The organism is Arthrobacter globiformis, assembly GCF_030817195.1.
In the GTDB taxonomy this organism is placed as follows: domain Bacteria; phylum Actinomycetota; class Actinomycetes; order Actinomycetales; family Micrococcaceae; genus Arthrobacter; species Arthrobacter globiformis_D.
The window spans coordinates 2575541-2590809 of sequence record NZ_JAUSYZ010000001.1 but is presented as its reverse complement, the minus strand read 5'-3'; the positions used below and the strand labels follow the sequence as shown (position 1 = coordinate 2590809).

General features: G+C 61.4%; 14 protein-coding genes. 2 read left to right on the top strand and 12 right to left on the bottom strand.

Going from position 1 to position 15269, the window contains the following annotated elements; all coding sequences use genetic code 11:
* Positions 1–98: 98 nt before the first annotated feature.
* The 7 genes from QF036_RS11710 to QF036_RS11680 all read right to left on the bottom strand — a co-directional run bounded on the left by QF036_RS11710 (position 99) and on the right by QF036_RS11680 (position 6577).
* Positions 99–1634 carry a zinc-ribbon domain-containing protein gene (locus tag QF036_RS11710; protein WP_307101975.1) on the bottom strand — a complete coding sequence of 512 codons (1536 nt, stop codon included), beginning with the start codon at positions 1632–1634 and terminating at the stop codon, positions 99–101.
* Positions 1635–2486: 852 nt separating this feature from the next.
* The gene (locus tag QF036_RS11705; protein WP_307101973.1) at positions 2487–4145 is read right to left on the bottom strand and encodes a hypothetical protein; all 1659 of its coding nucleotides are present in this window, start codon (positions 4143–4145) and stop codon (positions 2487–2489) included.
* Positions 4146–4483: 338 nt separating this feature from the next.
* Positions 4484–5071 carry a hypothetical protein gene (locus QF036_RS11700; RefSeq protein ID WP_307101972.1) on the bottom strand — a complete coding sequence of 196 codons (588 nt, stop codon included), beginning with the start codon at positions 5069–5071 and terminating at the stop codon, positions 4484–4486.
* 18 nt (positions 5072–5089) lie between these two features.
* Positions 5090–5212 (bottom strand): hypothetical protein, encoded by a 123-nt coding sequence (locus QF036_RS11695; protein ID WP_307101970.1) that lies wholly within the window; start codon positions 5210–5212, stop codon positions 5090–5092.
* Between the two features lie 35 nt (positions 5213–5247).
* Positions 5248–5400, bottom strand: coding sequence for a hypothetical protein (locus QF036_RS11690; RefSeq protein ID WP_307101968.1), 153 nt, complete (start codon positions 5398–5400; stop codon positions 5248–5250).
* A 31-nt stretch (positions 5401–5431) separates the two neighbouring features.
* A complete protein-coding gene (locus tag QF036_RS11685) occupies positions 5432–5950 on the bottom strand; it encodes a maleylpyruvate isomerase N-terminal domain-containing protein (protein ID WP_307101965.1) in 519 nt (172 codons plus the stop codon).
* A gap of 27 nt (positions 5951–5977) precedes the next feature.
* On the bottom strand, positions 5978–6577 hold the full coding sequence (locus tag QF036_RS11680) for a TetR/AcrR family transcriptional regulator (RefSeq protein WP_307101963.1): 600 nt from the start codon (positions 6575–6577) through the stop codon (positions 5978–5980).
* Positions 6578–6902: 325 nt separating this feature from the next.
* On the opposite strand from QF036_RS11680, the gene QF036_RS11675 reads away from it, so the two are divergent.
* Complete coding sequence (locus QF036_RS11675; protein ID WP_307101961.1) at positions 6903–7628, top strand: hypothetical protein; 726 nt, start codon at positions 6903–6905, stop codon at positions 7626–7628.
* A 488-nt stretch (positions 7629–8116) separates the two neighbouring features.
* On the opposite strand, the gene QF036_RS11670 is transcribed toward QF036_RS11675, so the two are convergent.
* The 3 genes from QF036_RS11670 to QF036_RS11660 form a co-directional block, all read right to left on the bottom strand.
* Positions 8117–8845, bottom strand: a complete 729-nt coding sequence (locus QF036_RS11670) for a LamG-like jellyroll fold domain-containing protein (protein ID WP_307101959.1) — start codon at positions 8843–8845, stop codon at positions 8117–8119.
* A 740-nt stretch (positions 8846–9585) separates the two neighbouring features.
* Positions 9586–10044, bottom strand: coding sequence for a DUF4189 domain-containing protein (locus QF036_RS11665; RefSeq protein WP_307101957.1), 459 nt, complete (start codon positions 10042–10044; stop codon positions 9586–9588).
* Between the two features lie 312 nt (positions 10045–10356).
* Positions 10357–11031: a response regulator transcription factor gene (locus QF036_RS11660; RefSeq protein WP_307101955.1), complete on the bottom strand. Its 675-nt coding sequence runs from the start codon at positions 11029–11031 to the stop codon at positions 10357–10359.
* 2025 nt (positions 11032–13056) lie between these two features.
* Between QF036_RS11660 and QF036_RS11655 the strand changes: the two genes are divergently transcribed.
* Entirely contained in the window at positions 13057–14145 is a 1089-nt protein-coding gene (locus QF036_RS11655; protein ID WP_307101953.1) for a GNAT family N-acetyltransferase, read from the top strand.
* A 138-nt stretch (positions 14146–14283) separates the two neighbouring features.
* Here the strand turns inward: QF036_RS11655 and QF036_RS11650 are convergent, their stop codons facing one another.
* Together QF036_RS11650 and QF036_RS11645 are read right to left on the bottom strand one after the other, a co-directional pair.
* Complete coding sequence (locus QF036_RS11650) at positions 14284–14538, bottom strand: GIY-YIG nuclease family protein (protein ID WP_307101951.1); 255 nt, start codon at positions 14536–14538, stop codon at positions 14284–14286.
* Entirely contained in the window at positions 14522–14887 is a 366-nt protein-coding gene (locus tag QF036_RS11645; RefSeq protein WP_307101949.1) for a DUF2510 domain-containing protein, read from the bottom strand. The genes QF036_RS11650 and QF036_RS11645 overlap by 17 nt, the downstream gene beginning before the upstream one ends.
* Positions 14888–15269 lie beyond the last annotated feature (382 nt).

Sequence of the window (15269 nt, the reverse complement as noted above, 5' to 3'; positions counted from 1 at the left end):
GTGGTCTGCCCGACTCGGGGGCTCCGGATCCGCCGAAGGTTTTCCGTGCGTTCCGATGTCTCCATGGTGAATCCGGGCACCCGTTCCGCACTTCCGTGCTAGCACTGCTTTCCACTAGCCCTTAGAAACACGGCTTGGGAATAGGTGGGAAACCACAGCGCAAGAATGTTGCCCATGGCCGCCACAATGAGGGGTGGCCGCCAGCCCGCCCGGCAGCGGACCGCTAACCCTGATCGAGTCCTGCCAGCCAGGCCCGGATTTCTGCCACCACCGCTTCGGGCCGCGGCGCCGTGGAATAGACCGGATTTCCTTGTAGTGGGATGCGGGACGGGCAGCGGCGGCAGGTCATCCTCGCGGAGCCGGACCACAAGGTAGCCGGTGGCCAGCAGATCGGCGGATTTGCGTTCGTCGATGAGCACCTTGGCCGGCGCAGGATGCCAGTAGGCCCCGTCGTATTCGATCACCAGGGTCCGGCCGTCTAAGTCGGCGCTGATGTCGGCGGTCCATGAGCGGCGGGTGGTGAAGGTCTTGGCCCGGAAGACGGCGCCGGAGCGGACACCGGTGAAGACTTCCTTTGCGGCAGCGTGATGGGCCAGCTCGACCTTCGACTTGCCCGCCACCTTGCACTCCGGGCACTCTGCCCCGTTCGAGCGGCCGCTGTGAGCACTCTGCCAAACGTGCACCGTGTTGGTGGCGCAGATCCACTCGGGCACAAAAGGAGTTGACGCATGGGGGCGGACGTCCCAGGCGGTCAGAGGATTTGCCGGGCTCCACTCGGCGGCCAGCCCTGGGTCCTGCCAGGCGAGCGATCCCAGGATGGTCCGGCACTGCGGGCAGGGCAGCCTGTCGTACTTGTCCCGGGACCGCGGGGTCTCCTGCCATTCATGCCCGCAACAGTCGGCCAGCCACCAGACAGTGCGTTGGGAATCCCACACCACGTCAGCCGGCGTGAGCTTGCCGTTGCGCGTCGGGTGCCACTGGGAAGCGATCTCGGGCAGGGTGTGAGCCAACCAGTTCTTTTGCGCCTTGCGCGTCTCCGCGCCACGGCAGCTCGGGCACCCGGACTGGAGGAAAGTGAGGGGGCTGATCCTGGGGTGGTGGCCGGCGGGGCAGCGGAACCGTCGCAACTCCCAGCTGCCGGCAACCATGACCGATCGCGGATCAGCCTCATCGGCCCAGGCAGCGGCGAGCTCGGGAACGTCGGCGACCGGAGTGATCCTCCAGCGTTCGAGTTCCTCATGCCACTCCGCTTGCCGGATCGCACTGCAGTCAGTGCAGGCATGCCGGCCGGCGGTCATGTCCAGGACCTTCGCGCTGAAGGAAACCTGGCATTCGGGACACACCCAGTGGCAGGTCCGTGTGGCCCGCAGCGTGACGGTGCGGAAGGCCTTCTCGTCGTTGCGTTCGTGGTCCCACCATTCCCGGGCCGGGTCGTCGGAGTCGGCTAGGAGGGCTTTGGTGGTCTTTGCGGTTGCAGGATTCGTGGACCGGATGTTCCGGGCCGGCGCCGGTGCCGCCTCGGATGTGGGGCTGGCAGAACGGACGTTGCGGGTGCAGGTGCAGCCCCGGCCGATGTCGCCCATCCGCTCGGCGGAGCTTTTCGCAGGACCGGCAGCGCGTAATGATCGGGTCATTGCCGTCGTTGACGTCCACGGTGGCGGCGACCAGGTCGAAACCGTTCCTGTGGAGGTGCTCGATGATCTCCTCGCGCGAATACAGTCTGTAGTGCGCTTGCACGCCGCAGTCCAGGCAGGTGGTCAGCCGCCATTCCTTGGGCCCAATGATTGGTTCATCGGCCGAAAGGCCGCCTCCGCGAAGAGTCCTGTCGATGCAGTCGGTGCACTGCGCCGGCTTGCTGTGTGTCTTGTAGGCCGCTGAGTTCATGCAGCCGTCGGTTGAGCACGGCTGTGTGACAGCCTGCGCTACCGCAATGGTCTTCTCCATGGTCCCCCGCGTTCCGCTTTCCATCCGTCGACAATCATGCGCAGACGGGCGATATGAGCCTAACCGGGGGCGCCGGTCCCGGGAGCCAACGACATCAGCCTGTCCCCTGCGGCCGGGACAGAGAAGGTTGCCTTCCGTCCAGCAGCGCACCGCCCCAGCAACCCAGAGGGTTTCCATCCGAGGTCAAACGGCGGCAACTCGTTACAGGAGAAGCCTAGGGCAGTCCAAACCATATGCAGCCCCAGGGACCGGCAGAGCCGATGCCAAGGGGACCAATTGACCCGCCGGGGCCTTTAGCCCGCGAATTCGCCGAAGCCGTCCGTGAACATATGGGCCGGCGAGGCGTGTCCGGGCCCGGAGCTGGCCAGACGGATACGAATCTCCCAGAATGGCCCCACGAGGCAACGCCGCTTCGCTGCCTGAAGGCCGATGGGCTGTTCCAACCAGAACCGCAGGGCTACCATGGCGCTTGTGGACGGGGTGTGTAGCCCGAGCATGTCTCTAACCCATTTAGGGGGATAAAGGACGCACCCCCGTTCCACTCATTCCTGGCGCGACGAAGGCGGGACGGGCCGCAGGTATGCGTGTGCAGGTATCTGATTCGCGAGAGCCCGCAGCCTGCGGTCTGCGCGCAGGTCCAATGAATCCCGGAGACAGCTAATGTGATCCTCCCCGGGACGCCCTATGTATTTTCCGGACGGGCCGTCCATAGTCCAGTAGTAAGTGTGGGCGAAGCCCCAAAAGCCGGCTTTCCGTGCCCTGACGGGTCGGTCTGAGATCCAGCGGCCAAAGAATCGTTGCAGTGGCCCTCCGACCGGGTCCCCACCTATGAAACCGTGTACGGGAAAATACAAGTTGGTCCAGCGCGTAAAGGCGAATAAAGCGCCATGGTCCGGGATGATAGAACTGCCTTGCCTGGTTCCGTCGATTGATAGATTCGGCATGGCGTAGCTGAGGGGACGGCCCCTATCTCCTTGCCGCATTGGCGGACACGTTGGAAATATCCGGCTTTCTACCAGCGCGGAGAAATCTGACTTGGTGTCCGCCATTAGGAACGGTCCGTGTGTCAGAGGCGAGCCCATGGTGATCAAATCCGTTACCAGCCACGGCTGGGTGTTCTTCCGCAGTTCCTGCCAGGCGGCAAACTGAAGCTTTCGAGCGCCATCTGACATCGCGTCCTCGGATGCGTCCTCAGATGCATCCGGGAGTGCGTCCTCGACTGCCCGGAACGCGCTATAGCTCCGGGCATCAGGGGCTGCATCCTGTTTGCGGATACTGTTCCATGCGAACGTAAGTATGTCGTACGCGATAGCGCTGCCCAGACTGTGAGCCGCGATGATGACCCTCTGGTACTCACCGGATTTGTGCAGCCTTTCCAGCAGGCGGACGCCTTCTTCACGAATCTCCTGCCGATGGGCTACGTTTTCAGGCTTCGGCTGGAAGTAACGTGCCGCATCGCCCAAGAAACCCGTGAAGAGTTTCGTTCCAGCTGGTTTGAAGAGCTTCCATGCAGCCCCGACCAGTGCCGCAGCTACTGCCATCACACCGCCACTCACGGCGGCCGTCTTAGCGTCCCCCCGCAGAGCGAGCACTGGCAGCCACAGGACGGCCGCCACCACAGCGGCCGCCAGAACCCGCGCAATCCACACTTGGAGCCTCAATAGTGGGGGTACATCCCTGCGCATCAGCAGACTCTTCATCCAGGCCAACACCTGCCCGACGGTGCTGTCCACGATGAGATGGGCCCAGTACAGCTCGTAGACGTGGGTCGTCGGTCTTCCTTCCCTGCCTTCGGTTCCAGCAGCGGCCGGGATAGTGACTTTTCTCATTTCAAAGGAGCCCGACAAGGTGTCCTGTTTCACCCATCGTGGGCCTTCGTTTGCTTTGCCAAATACCGCGTCTACGAAGGCCATGAGTGTTTGTCCAGGCTGTTGTTCGCCTATCCCGTGGATTACGATCAGGGCCTGTTTGGGGGAGTTCCGCCGATGCCGGATGTCTCGGACAATTGCTGCGAGCCGGTTCAATGCCCTCTGCCAGAACGCCAGGCTTCTCCTGACGTCCATATCCGTTTTGATTTGACCAACGGTTATTCGGACAACGCTCATGCCTGCGCTGACCCCGGACGAGAGGCTTATCGTCAAGCGCGTTCCGGCACCCTCTGCTGTTATGGACCAGGAACAGGCGTCCTTTGCCTCCGTCACTCTGGTGACCAGGCTCTCGGTCAGCGAACCGTCTGGCGCGGGGAGGGTCGCTAACGCGCATCTGCGAAAGGGTAGGTTGACTCCCGGACCTATCCATCTCTGGAGCATTTCAGGCCGAAACAGAAGGGTGCGGAGCTCCGCCGCCTCCATCCGGGCACTTGATGAAACACGCATCCTAAGCCCGGATGGTCGGTTTGCAGCCAAGTGACTCATGATGCCCCCAATACTGACGGTACCGCCGAAAGGATCAGAGTAGGACTTGACGCAGCATCGGTCTAGAGGGCTGCAAGCTGGCGGAGAATCGTAGAGTTGGTGTTTCCCGCCGGCAGCGGAGGAGCTCAGAGTGCTTCCCGGGGCCTGTCAGGCAAAAGGGTCCTCATCCGCCGCCACATGCACGATGTCCAGGACCGGCTCTTTCGCGGGGTCAGCGGATGTCGCAGGCGGCGCTTCGTCCATCGAGGGTCCCGGGGTGGTTCGGCTTCAGCCACAGGCTGCGGCTCCAGAACGTCGTCGGGCATGTGCTCGATCATCGGATCAGATGGGGTGGTCGACTTTTTAGCCGCCCGCTTGGCCGGAGCGGCCTGGGTCTCAGCGGGAGTGGCTTTCGGGGGCACCGTTGTTCCGGCAGCAGTCGCTGCGGGAGCGGCCGTGCTTGCAGCAGCAGATGTCTTTGTGGCGGGCACTCCCGTGGCGGCTGCGACCTTGAAGGGCTTGACTTCGCATCCGGCGATGACCATGCAGCGGGAGGGTGCCGTGTCGGCGGTCAGGACGTAGTACTCACATACAGGGCAGACCACAGGAATGACTGCCGGGTTGATCTTGACCAGGTTCAGAACAGGCTGCCAGGAGTTCACAGCCTCCAGCTGCGCGTCGGTCAGGTCGAGGGCCTTGAAGGCTTTGATGACCAGGAGGTTGCCGGAGTCCATGCCCTCGATGAGCTCGGCTCAGGTGTTCTGCTTGGCCTTTATGAGCACGGCGATTCCCAGACTGACCGCTTCGGCCAGGCCTTTGTACTCGGGTTTCGTCTTCAGTCCGGCCCATCTGCAGGGACCCATGGTGAAGCTCATGCTCACAACGTGTGCGGCGATCCTGTCTCCCCTCATCACGCCGCCAGCTCGTAGCCGCGGATGCAAAGAATGTCCTGGACGATGCTCTCCACGATGACGCCGAGGGACTTGAAGTTCTTCTCCAGTTTGAGGTCTTCCTCGGTGAGCACCTCGTAAGCGTTGGTCTCCTCGTTCAGGACCGATGTCATCCGGGTGACGTTGTTGTCGGCACGAAAAGGCTCACTTTTCGACCATCGCTGACATGAACCCGACATCGAAGAGGTAGCCCAGGGGCTGCCAACCGAAATCTATGCCGTCCACTGTTCCAAACGGCAGCAGGGGCAGCGCTCTGACAATGGCGGGCATCCGCTTGCGTGCTTTGAGCGCGGCATCGGCAGCACTGTGCCAGCGGGCCGGCAGGTCCTGCCCTGAGAGGCCGATTCTGGTTCTAAGCTGGGCTTCGTTGAGCCCGTCTACCCAGTGCCGGCCTCCGATGTCGGCTGTGAGCCTGCGCCCCTGCCATGCCTGACGGAGGAACTCTACGGGTGAGGCCTGGGCTTCCGCTGAGGCGGTGACGTGCAAGGCGATGTCGCGGACAGTCCAGCGGCTGCAGTCCGTTGCCTTCTGCCAGTCCTCGGACCTGAGTTGTTCCAGTATTGTGCGGAAGCGCCGGTTTTCCTCTGCGGCGAGCTCCATCGCTTCGTGGTGGGCGATCCGGTTGAGCGCCGCCGCCTCCCTCGGAAAGTCTCTTGCAGGCATGTGATCCCTGCTTTCTCCTGGACCCGGCTAGGTAGTGTTCCGCCCGTCCAGATGCTCAAAGAACATGTCAAGTACGGTGTCCAGTTGCGACGCCCACCGGTCGCCGCCTGGCTCATTGGCGAGTTGCTGACTGGCCAGGCCGGCAACGAGAGCAGTGAAAATATCCACGTCCGTGGATGCTGCAACCCCGGCCTCGGCCAGTTTCCGGACGTACCATTCCTGCATCCGCAGCGCGGGTTCGTAAGCGTCACGTGATGGTTTATAGCCTGGGATGGTGCGCTGAAAGATGAGTTGGCTCTGGGTGGGTTTCGCGACCCCGAAATCCAGTATGGTGCGGGCAATCAGCCTCGCCGCCTCCCGGGGCGAGTTTGGATAGTCGGCCTCTTCCACCGCGTGGAGCAAGGCGCTGGCGGCCTCCATGAACATGGCGTCGATCAGTGCGTTCTTGGAGGGGAAGTAGGAATAGAGGGAGGGCTGACGAAGGCCCACCCGGCGGGCAACGTCGGTCAGCGATATGGCGGAAAGGCCGCGGTTGTCGGCCTCGGCCCACGCCGCCTTGATGATTTCGTCACGCCGGGCCGCGTGTCGCCCCGGCCTGGGGTCTACCGGCTTAGCCAACGGCTGCACCTGACCTCCTGATTGTGCTGTGGTTTTAAGGCTATTCCCCAGCGTCCCTATTATCAATAGTTTTCCTATGAGCTATAGGAGATCAAAGTCGGTCCGCATCCTGCACCTCCAAGAGGGCCCTAAGAAGGGAGGTGAAGCCTTCCAAGCGCAACAAGCCATGCGCCGGCTTCTCGGTAGCAGACACGGATTTCGCATTCCACACGAGCAAGGAAGCGGCTCGCCACCGGCACCGGATCCCACTGAGCTGATACCAGCCGCAAACCATACAACGGGCGTTACCCTGGATCATTGCAGCCCACCACCAGCGAAAGAGCACCACGCGCCCATGCAAAAGAACGACCCGTACAGCGTCGAAACCCAGCTCAAGAAGCGAGAAATCGACCCGCACAGCTACTCCTGGTACGAAACCGACTACAGCGCCTATCAAGGCCGGGTAGACGAATCCTCCTGGGCCGGACGACGCGTCTACGGCCGCCAGGTCACCTCACCCTGGGGCAGGGACAGCGACGGTTCGGTAGTTAGTGACATTTGGATCAGCGGCGCACTCCTCAACACGCTCAGCCGGATCCCTGGAGTTACCGTGTTCCACAGACTCAGGGCCCCAGGAACACCGAAAGTCACCCTGAATACGAAGTTTCCCATCGAGCACGCCGTCCTTCACGGCTCCACGGTCTACTTGGTCGACCCGAAGGCCAACTACTGGTCCCGTCTGGCCCTACATTGGACGAGGAAGTCGAGCGGGCGATACGGAATCGGCCCAAAGGCGCACTTCAGCTACAACCATGAAGGGCTCGCGGACGGGGCGCGCCGCTTCGCGACTCTCCCCGGAGTACAGCAGGTGATCCCGTTGCTGGCCGTGAAGGGCCTGGAGGAACCGATCCCCGCTGACGCGCGGTGGTCACCCCAAGGGGTCGGTCTTTTCGCGGTGAACGAGATGATGGAATTCATCGGCTCCAACATCGTCGCCAGCTTGCCGCACTGGAGGGACAACCCGGATCTCAGGGCCGCCATGATTGACCTGCGGGAAAGAGCCTGGTTCACCTTCAACTGACCAGGGCCGCTACCACGGGTCGACCGGGTGGTGCGGGTTAGTGTCGGAGGTCGTCCTGATGGTCGCGGATGATGCTGGCTAGGGGCGGTTGGAGCAGCTCGGCCTCCCCGCGCCTGGGTAAACGCGCATGCTGTGCTGCGCCACCCCCTAAGATCCCAGTTTGCATGTTGCCAGGAAAGTGGCGGCCCCGAGGATCACTGAAGTAGCGAGGACCGCCGGCAACGGAATGTTTCCCTTCAACCACCCGGCGCTCAGCGAAATTGCAGCAACCATAAGGCCTGCGAATAAGGCGGAAGTCCTGGTCTTCGTTGTTTTCCCCATCTTGGAACCATAGCGGCACCGTGTGCTGAACCGTTCCGTCCCCCCGAGGTACGGGCTAGGGGCGAGGCAGCCCTGCGCCGCTCTCGAGGGACAAACCCCGACGCGCAGAGCGAAGGTTCCGGGATGCTAGCTGAGGAGTGGAAGCGCGCGTCCGTCTTCACGCGGTGTCACCGCCGGGTCATTACGGCGTAGTGCGCCTTGATGCGGGTGGCCGGCAGTTCCTTCCCATAGATCGCCACCTTGCCAATGGCACCTTCGAAGAACGTGTCCAGGTCGCGGGTTCCAACCCGGAACGGGGCCTTGCCGCGCTTGGGGATGATGACCGTCCCTCGGTAGCTCAGATCGGTGGTTTTCTCCCGTACACCGTTCCGGTAAATTCTGATGTAGCCGTGCGGATATGAGTCGGTCCTGGCATTGGCATTGATAACCAGCACGTAGTGAATCCAGGTCTTGGCGCGGATGCCCCCTTCGAAGTAGGAGCCCGCGCCCTTCCCGCCGTCGAGGTTGTACTGGTAGCCAGAAATCCGGTTCGGTCGGTCAGGATCGGTATTCGAGTAGAACCGTGCCACATACTCCTGATTGCGCGCTCCGCCCTTGCCCATCCAGTGCATATATCTCATCGTGTCCCCTTCTACGGGAAAGTTCAGCGCGTCGGGGCGCATCCATGCCTCGAGCGTGAGCACGCCGCGTGTGGCCGTGCTTAGCGCTGCGGCGTCCTGGACCTGCATGTATTCAGTTTTTCCGTCGAAATCCGCGGCAGTCTCGCCGTTAGGTAGCTTGGTGGCAGCAGGACGGCCAAAGTAAGTGCCCGTGTGTCCGTGGCCGGTGCGGTCCTTTTCGGTGGCGCTGCGAGGGCTGCCCATGGTCCAGTAGGCGGCCGGCTTATCGTCCAGCACCGTCGTATCGTATGAAACGCGGGGGGCCGCAGCGTGCGCACGGCTGGAGGAAGGCGCTGGGTGCGCGCCGGCCAAGGGCAGCCCGATGCAGCATAGGGCAAGGACCGACAGCAATGCTAAGTTGCGTCGGACCGGAGGACAGCCCAGGACCGGGCGTGGGGTCTTAGTCATTGAAATAATTCCTTAAGTTCACGAAAATTAGATGGGGCTGGGCCCGGCCAGAGGGACTTAAAACCTCTCGGGTGCCGGCCACTACTCAGATGCGATTAGCGCAGCCTCTCGCTCTGCAGCTAGTTCTCTGACAGCAGTGGATCAGATGAGAGCGGAGTCTGCGGACTCCCCTTAGCCAGACTGGAGGAGGAAGAATCTGCAGCTGATTCTGCCCGGGTACCTTTTGAACGGTGGATGTGTTTCGAGGCCGTCTTGCGGCAACGCGCTAGCTCGTTTTTGATTACTTACCGCCGGCTGGCTCAGTAGTCTTCTTCTGGCTGAGGGTATCGGGTAAAGGCAATGTGAGTTTTTGGCCGATAGCTGCACTGGTCATCCACGGCCAGCTCAAACTTCTAGAGGCATCAGCTAGTGCCCGGCAAACTCTCTGGTTCTTATCTTTCCGAGGTGCTTCCCAGGAAAGATAAGAACCAGATCCTTCCACGAAGAGCGCCTTTACCCGATTATCGGCATAGGCCGTTATCCGCGCTTGCTGCGTTCAGGCGGCTCTTACGCTGGACTCTTGCCGGAGGCTATCTTTCCCTGGAATGCCGGTTGAAGATGACGCGGCAGCCGTCTCCGCCTCCGTAGAACTTGCAGGTTTTGAGTGCCGATTTTCCGGCGAGGGTGTAGTCGGTGGACCAGGCCGAACCCCAGGCCCGGTGCTGTCCGGAGACCGCGACGGCAAGGTACGCGTTGCGGGCGTAGCCGGCGGAAACGCAGTCATACTTGCCGTGGGACTTAGCACGATTGCAGTTGTCCAGTGCGGCGTGTTTTGCTGTTTTCGCCGACGACGCCCAATACACCCAGCCAGCATAATCGCCGGGATGGAAGGCGAAGGAGATGTAGCGGTCTGCCGCGGCAACGTTGGGCTGTGTGACAGGCTGACTTGGGGTTGCCATGGGCGAAGCGGCGGCGGTTAGGCCGGTGGTGGTGAAGAGACATGCCAGTACAAGGGCTGCGACGGTGAGTGGACGATTGTTCCTGAACATTTCGTGTTCCTTATCAGGGTGAGGGTGAAATGAGTGTGGGCAGTAGCGGGTTCACGTCTTACGATTGGATCCGTTGCCGACAAGCTCATCCTCCTTCTAGGCTGTCCCTGCTGGCATCCGTGGCAGTACGGTATCTTTCCCGTGCTGGCACGGATCCGTTTTACTGACCTCACACTTAGGGTCAACGGGGCGCCACATGGGCTCGCTGGGATTTCGGGGCATCCTCTTCGGGTTCAGCTTTGTGGCCGGGACCGTACGGGCTGTGGCCTTGGCCAGGTCACGACAGGGTTCGGGCGGCGTGAGAGAGCTGAGTCAGTCGCCCGTCGGGGGATCGCCTACCTGCAGGTGTGCAAGAACTGCCAGTACCCGCCGGTGGTTTTCTGGTGCCGGCTCCAGTTGTAATTTGTGAAAAATTTCGTGGACATGAGCCTCGACCGTGCGTGCGCTCATGAAGACGGTTGCTGCAATGGCCCGGTTGGACTTGCCTGAGGCCATGAGTTCGAGGATCTCTTTCTCGCGGTCGGTGAGACTGTCCAGCAGAGGGGGCCTGCGATGAGGCGGGGAGACCAGGAGGGAGACCAAACCAGGATCAATGGCGGAGCCTCCGGCTGCGACCCGGCGGAGTGCATCGATGAACTCATCGATGTCCGATACCCGTTCCTTGAGGAGGTAGCCGAAACCTTTCGCGCTGCGGCTCAGGAGCGCAGTTACGTGTTCGACCTCAATGTACTGAGAAAGCAGGAGGACACCCATCTGTGGATGAGTTTCCCGCAATTCGGCGGCGGCCCTGACCCCTTCAACCGTGTAGGTGGGCGGCATTCTGATGTCGATAATTGCGACATCCGGCCGCTCGTACTCAACAATTTCGAGCACCTGGGAGGCATCGGCCGCTTCCCCCACGACGTCCAGTCCTTCGGCGTCAAGAAGTGAGGCTATGCTTCTTCGCAACAGGGCCGAGTCATCCGCAATCGCCACACGAAGTGTCATGCCGCACCGTCTATATTCTCGCGCCGGAAGATTCTCGTGCCGGAAGGGAAGACGGAGTGAGAGATGTCCCCCGGGCCCCTTTGGGCTGTGGATGGTGACCGATCTGTTCAGCGCCGCTGCCCGGCCGATCGTGCCGGGAAGAGCGCCCTCCAAGCCGGGGCGGCTCCACCGCATCCATGATCAATGATAGCCATTCTGTATTGCCCTGGACCTGCCTTGGTCATGACGCGAACATGTGACGCGCCCGAGTGTTTGACAGCACTGTTGGCGATTCCGACGCAATGAATATGCTGAATTCCACTGCCCTCCACCAGGATCGGCGCGTGCGCGGCAAGTGATTCCAATGCCCCGGTCGCAGTCATCCCTCGACTTTACGAAAGGTAGATTATTGGCGTTTCCGATAGGACCCCACTTGACGGGAAATCCCGCCTTTCATTGTGCTGTGTCAAGGCTATTTCTCTGCGCGTACTCCGCCAAATTGATGAAATCTCCCTGTGCGACGGCGGCTGCGGAGTCACAAGGTGCCGAGGCCAGCTCTGCCCAACGCCCGCCTCGAGATACCTCGAACCCACGCTCCACGCCTTCAGAAGGCCCTGGTCCTCCTTGCGCTTCGCCCGGCGGCCGACGGCACCCCACAGCACCATGGGGTCCAGATTCTCTGGACGGCGGAGCGCGGCCTCCCAGAGACGGGTCAGGCGAATCGCCGAGCCATAAACCGGATTCACCCAACCCGCTGTTCACATCTGTGGGGTCCTGCTCTGCGAATCAACCCTTGAGAAAGGAGGCGTGCCGGTCCCGAAAGCAACATCAACAGGATCTATGCGGTTTGCGGCTACGCCGCCAGCGGCTGTTGAAGCCGTGCCGGTGCTGGGTTCGTCAGGATCAACCAGCAAGGTCACCCGCAGCGGTTACTCGAAATACTCGGTCCGCGGTTCACTTTAAACACAGGCGAGCGGCATGGCTCCTTTCAGATCCGGGCGGGACCCCGATTTGTAAAAGTAAGGCTACTGCCTACATGTTGGTTTAGCACTTTCACGTTGCCCCCAATGTGCGGAGGTGTTCGGACCACCGAGAAGAACCCCGCGCAACTGACTCGTGCCGCGGGGTTTCTTCTTTGTCCATGATTCCTCAAGGTTCGGCTATGCCCTCCCAGGTTGCTGCAACGCGGAAGAGAGGGCCAAAAATCCGAGACCAAGTCCCGCGACGATGATCAAGATCCAGTTGGACGCAGTGACCAAAATAGACGCCCACGATGAGCAAGATGACGAGTGGTAACCTCCACACGAGGCCACGTGTTCTGCCTCTTTCAGGGTAGGTCCAAGCCTGGCCTTTTTCGGGAACATGAGGTCTCCAAATCGAGAAATCGGCGTAACAGGAAATAAGGCGAAGGCAGCTTTACCGGGTGATCAAAGCACGTTTCATATGAATTTGCGACATCTGCCACAAAAGCCTCCGTTCCTTTCCTCGCAGACCCTTATACAAGAAGGGCGTAGGGACAGGTGCCAGACCAGTGTGGACCTCGTCAGATCCTTCGGAAGCCCCTGTAGTGGGTGTCCCCTATTGAGCTCTCCGATCGTTCCGCAAGCCGATCCTCTACTCGAAGCAACAGCAACCCGGCTTTAAGGGTCTTATACCGGAAACCGGCTAACGTCCAGGGCCCAAAGACTGGGCGCTTCGCAAGACTGTCGCCCCCTACTCGCTCGCCCGAGCAACCCAAGAAGTCGGCAATCCGGCCGATAGTAACGACGGCAGTGGTAGCACGGACGCGAGCGGCTTGGACGCAGTTGCAAACTGAGAGTGCCGGTTCCAAGAGAAGAAGGACTCCGGGTATTGAAGCCCCTGTAAGCAGGGCAAAACAGTCTAATAACGGCAACAGCTGCTGCACGGAGACGTGTGCGGCGGCTACGCAAAATAGCCAAACCTTTCGAGTCCTAATGAGGAGCAACGCTGTGTTTATCGTGACAGCAACGAAGTCCCACCGATCTCTGCGGTCGAAGACCGCACTCGTCTCGGAAGGCTGATCCCATGGCGCCGTCTTTCCGCATAGAACCCCTGGTCCTGCCGTCCTCGACCGACTCGCCGGAGGCCAAAGATTTCCTGGAGTTCAGCGAACTCAGCGACGCCCTGATACTGGAAACGTGGGGGAATCTTGACCTTGCCGCTCCCGGGAAAGCACGCCTTGAATCATGGCGGGACGACGACTACAAACAGCTGCAGTTCTACTTCGTCCGCGTCGATGGGCGCATGGTGGCCAGGTCGAGTATCGGTCTGCCGCAGGCGGAGAACCTCCAGGCTGCGCTGGTCCGGGTTGACGTATTGAATGAGTTCACGGGTAGCAAAATCGGGCAGATGCTGCTGCTTCATGCCGAGGAAATCGCGGCTGGCCACGGCCGCACAACACTGCAGAGTTACACCGAACATGCCGCCAGCTTTGATCCCCACGAACCTGACAGCCTGAAGCCGGCAACAGGCATGGGTGGAGTGCCAGCCGATTCCCGTGGGGTGAAGTTCGCACTGGCCGCCGGCTACACGCTGGAACAGGTCACCCAGTTCAGCGCCCTGGATCTTCCCGTACCGGATGGAACGCTGGACGACTTGGAGCAGACGGCAGGCCAGATCGCCGGGAACCGCTATGACCTCCTCACCTGGACGGACCGCTGCCCCGACGAATACATCGATCAGATGGCCGTTCTCATGTCCCGGATGAGCACCGACACCCCGGCAGGGGATCTCCACTTCGACCCGCAGGTTTGGGACGCCAAGCGCGTCCGGCACGTCGAGGACGAGTGGAAGCAGTCCGGCATGGAGTCGCTGGTCTCCGTGGCACGGCACAAGCCGAGTGGTGAACTGGCCGCCTACTCGGTCCTGCAGCACTCCCGGTCAAAGCCCTGGTTAGCGGTGCAGGACGACACGCTGGTTGCCAGGGCCCATCGCGGCAACCGGCTCGGCATGCTGGTCAAGATACTGAATCTGCGACGGTTGGAAGCAGAACATCCGTCTGTTGAACGGATCCTGACGTTCAACGCGGCGGAGAACGAACATATGCTGGCTATCAACGTGGCGCTGGGGTTCCGGCCCGCCGGGTACAGCGGCGAGTGGCAGCGCCACGAGTAACAGGCACCTATGCTGGTGCATGTTGGCAGACCGAGCTCCTGCGTGGACATGTAATGGAGGCCCGCATCCTCTTTCCACTGGCTAGAGAAACTGATGTCGCTCATTCCTGCTTTCGGCGCCAGTTTCGGCCTCCGTGCGTCATACGGGCAAAGCTTCGGCCTCAGGTGAGCTGAGGCGGAATTCCTCGGCTGCAGGCAGTTCAGTGAACTCGACGAGTTCGACGTGGTGTTCCTTGAGTACTTCCAGGACTTCGTGCGGGGTGACGCGGAAGAATTCGCGGCGGAGGTTGACTTTGTTGACGCGCTGCTCAGCGAACGTCCTGTGCAGCATGGCTTCGGTGGCGACGGCGTCATCCGAGTAGAAGAGCGCGTGGACGTCAAAGCGGAACGGCACGGACGCAGCTCGTCCCGGCTGGCCTCGATCTGGTCGAACTCGTGCAGTCCATGTTCGTCCAGGATCCTCTGCAGCCGCTCCACATCGGCCAGAGCCGTCTCGGCCGTCTTCTTCGCACCGAAAACCCCACCTTGCGGACTGCCCCACCGCGGTCCCTCTCCACGTTCTGCGTCTGCTGGAACTGTTGCTGTGGCTGGGCTGACACCTGGGCGTGCGGCGGCTGGGGCGGCTGCGGCGGCACCGGCTGAGGCTGTATCGGCTGGATGTGAGCCGTCCACTGAATGCCGTCCCAGTAGCGGACAAGGGCAGGGTCTTGCGGGTCGTTGTACCAGCCAGCGGGGACGCTCACGAAGGGACCTATCGTCGTCGAAACAGAATCTGCGGGTTCACGCGCAGCCGTACAGATCAACGTGCGTAGTTCCCCCAGGATGATCTTGCCATGCCCGGTGGAAAGCTAAAGAAAATGCAAACTGTTTCTTGCCCACCGGCTCCATGTGTCTGGCCCCCTCTTACGGCGCTTAAAAATGGGCACCCAACGCCGCCGGCCATCCACGGGCTTCGAACTCAACCCATCTTCTAACCGCGTGGCGTCTGGGGCGATCGCGCGACAGGCAACTGATGCCCGGGCAGTCGTGACAACTCCACCGCACGGCAGCCTTGGCCTTGCCCTCGCCCCGACTCCCCGCACCCGCAGGTTGACGAAAGGTCCATTATCGGCCTCTAAATAGCGA

Excerpts from the sequence above, each read along its gene's own strand:
- QF036_RS11690 (WP_307101968.1), bottom strand. The coding sequence starts at position 5,400 with ATGACATCGGTCCTGAACGAGGAGACCAACGCTTACGAGGTGCTCACC.
- QF036_RS11685 (WP_307101965.1), bottom strand. The coding sequence starts at position 5,950 with ATGCCTGCAAGAGACTTTCCGAGGGAGGCGGCGGCGCTCAACCGGATC.
- QF036_RS11675 (WP_307101961.1), top strand. The coding sequence starts at position 6,903 with ATGCAAAAGAACGACCCGTACAGCGTCGAAACCCAGCTCAAGAAGCGA.
- QF036_RS11710 (WP_307101975.1), bottom strand. The coding sequence starts at position 1,634 with ATGACCCGATCATTACGCGCTGCCGGTCCTGCGAAAAGCTCCGCCGAG.
- QF036_RS11660 (WP_307101955.1), bottom strand. The coding sequence starts at position 11,031 with ATGACACTTCGTGTGGCGATTGCGGATGACTCGGCCCTGTTGCGAAGA.
- QF036_RS11665 (WP_307101957.1), bottom strand. The coding sequence starts at position 10,044 with ATGTTCAGGAACAATCGTCCACTCACCGTCGCAGCCCTTGTACTGGCA.
- QF036_RS11695 (WP_307101970.1), bottom strand. The coding sequence starts at position 5,212 with ATGAGCTTCACCATGGGTCCCTGCAGATGGGCCGGACTGAAGACGAAA.
- QF036_RS11655 (WP_307101953.1), top strand. The coding sequence starts at position 13,057 with ATGGCGCCGTCTTTCCGCATAGAACCCCTGGTCCTGCCGTCCTCGACC.
- QF036_RS11700 (WP_307101972.1), bottom strand. The coding sequence starts at position 5,071 with ATGGACTCCGGCAACCTCCTGGTCATCAAAGCCTTCAAGGCCCTCGAC.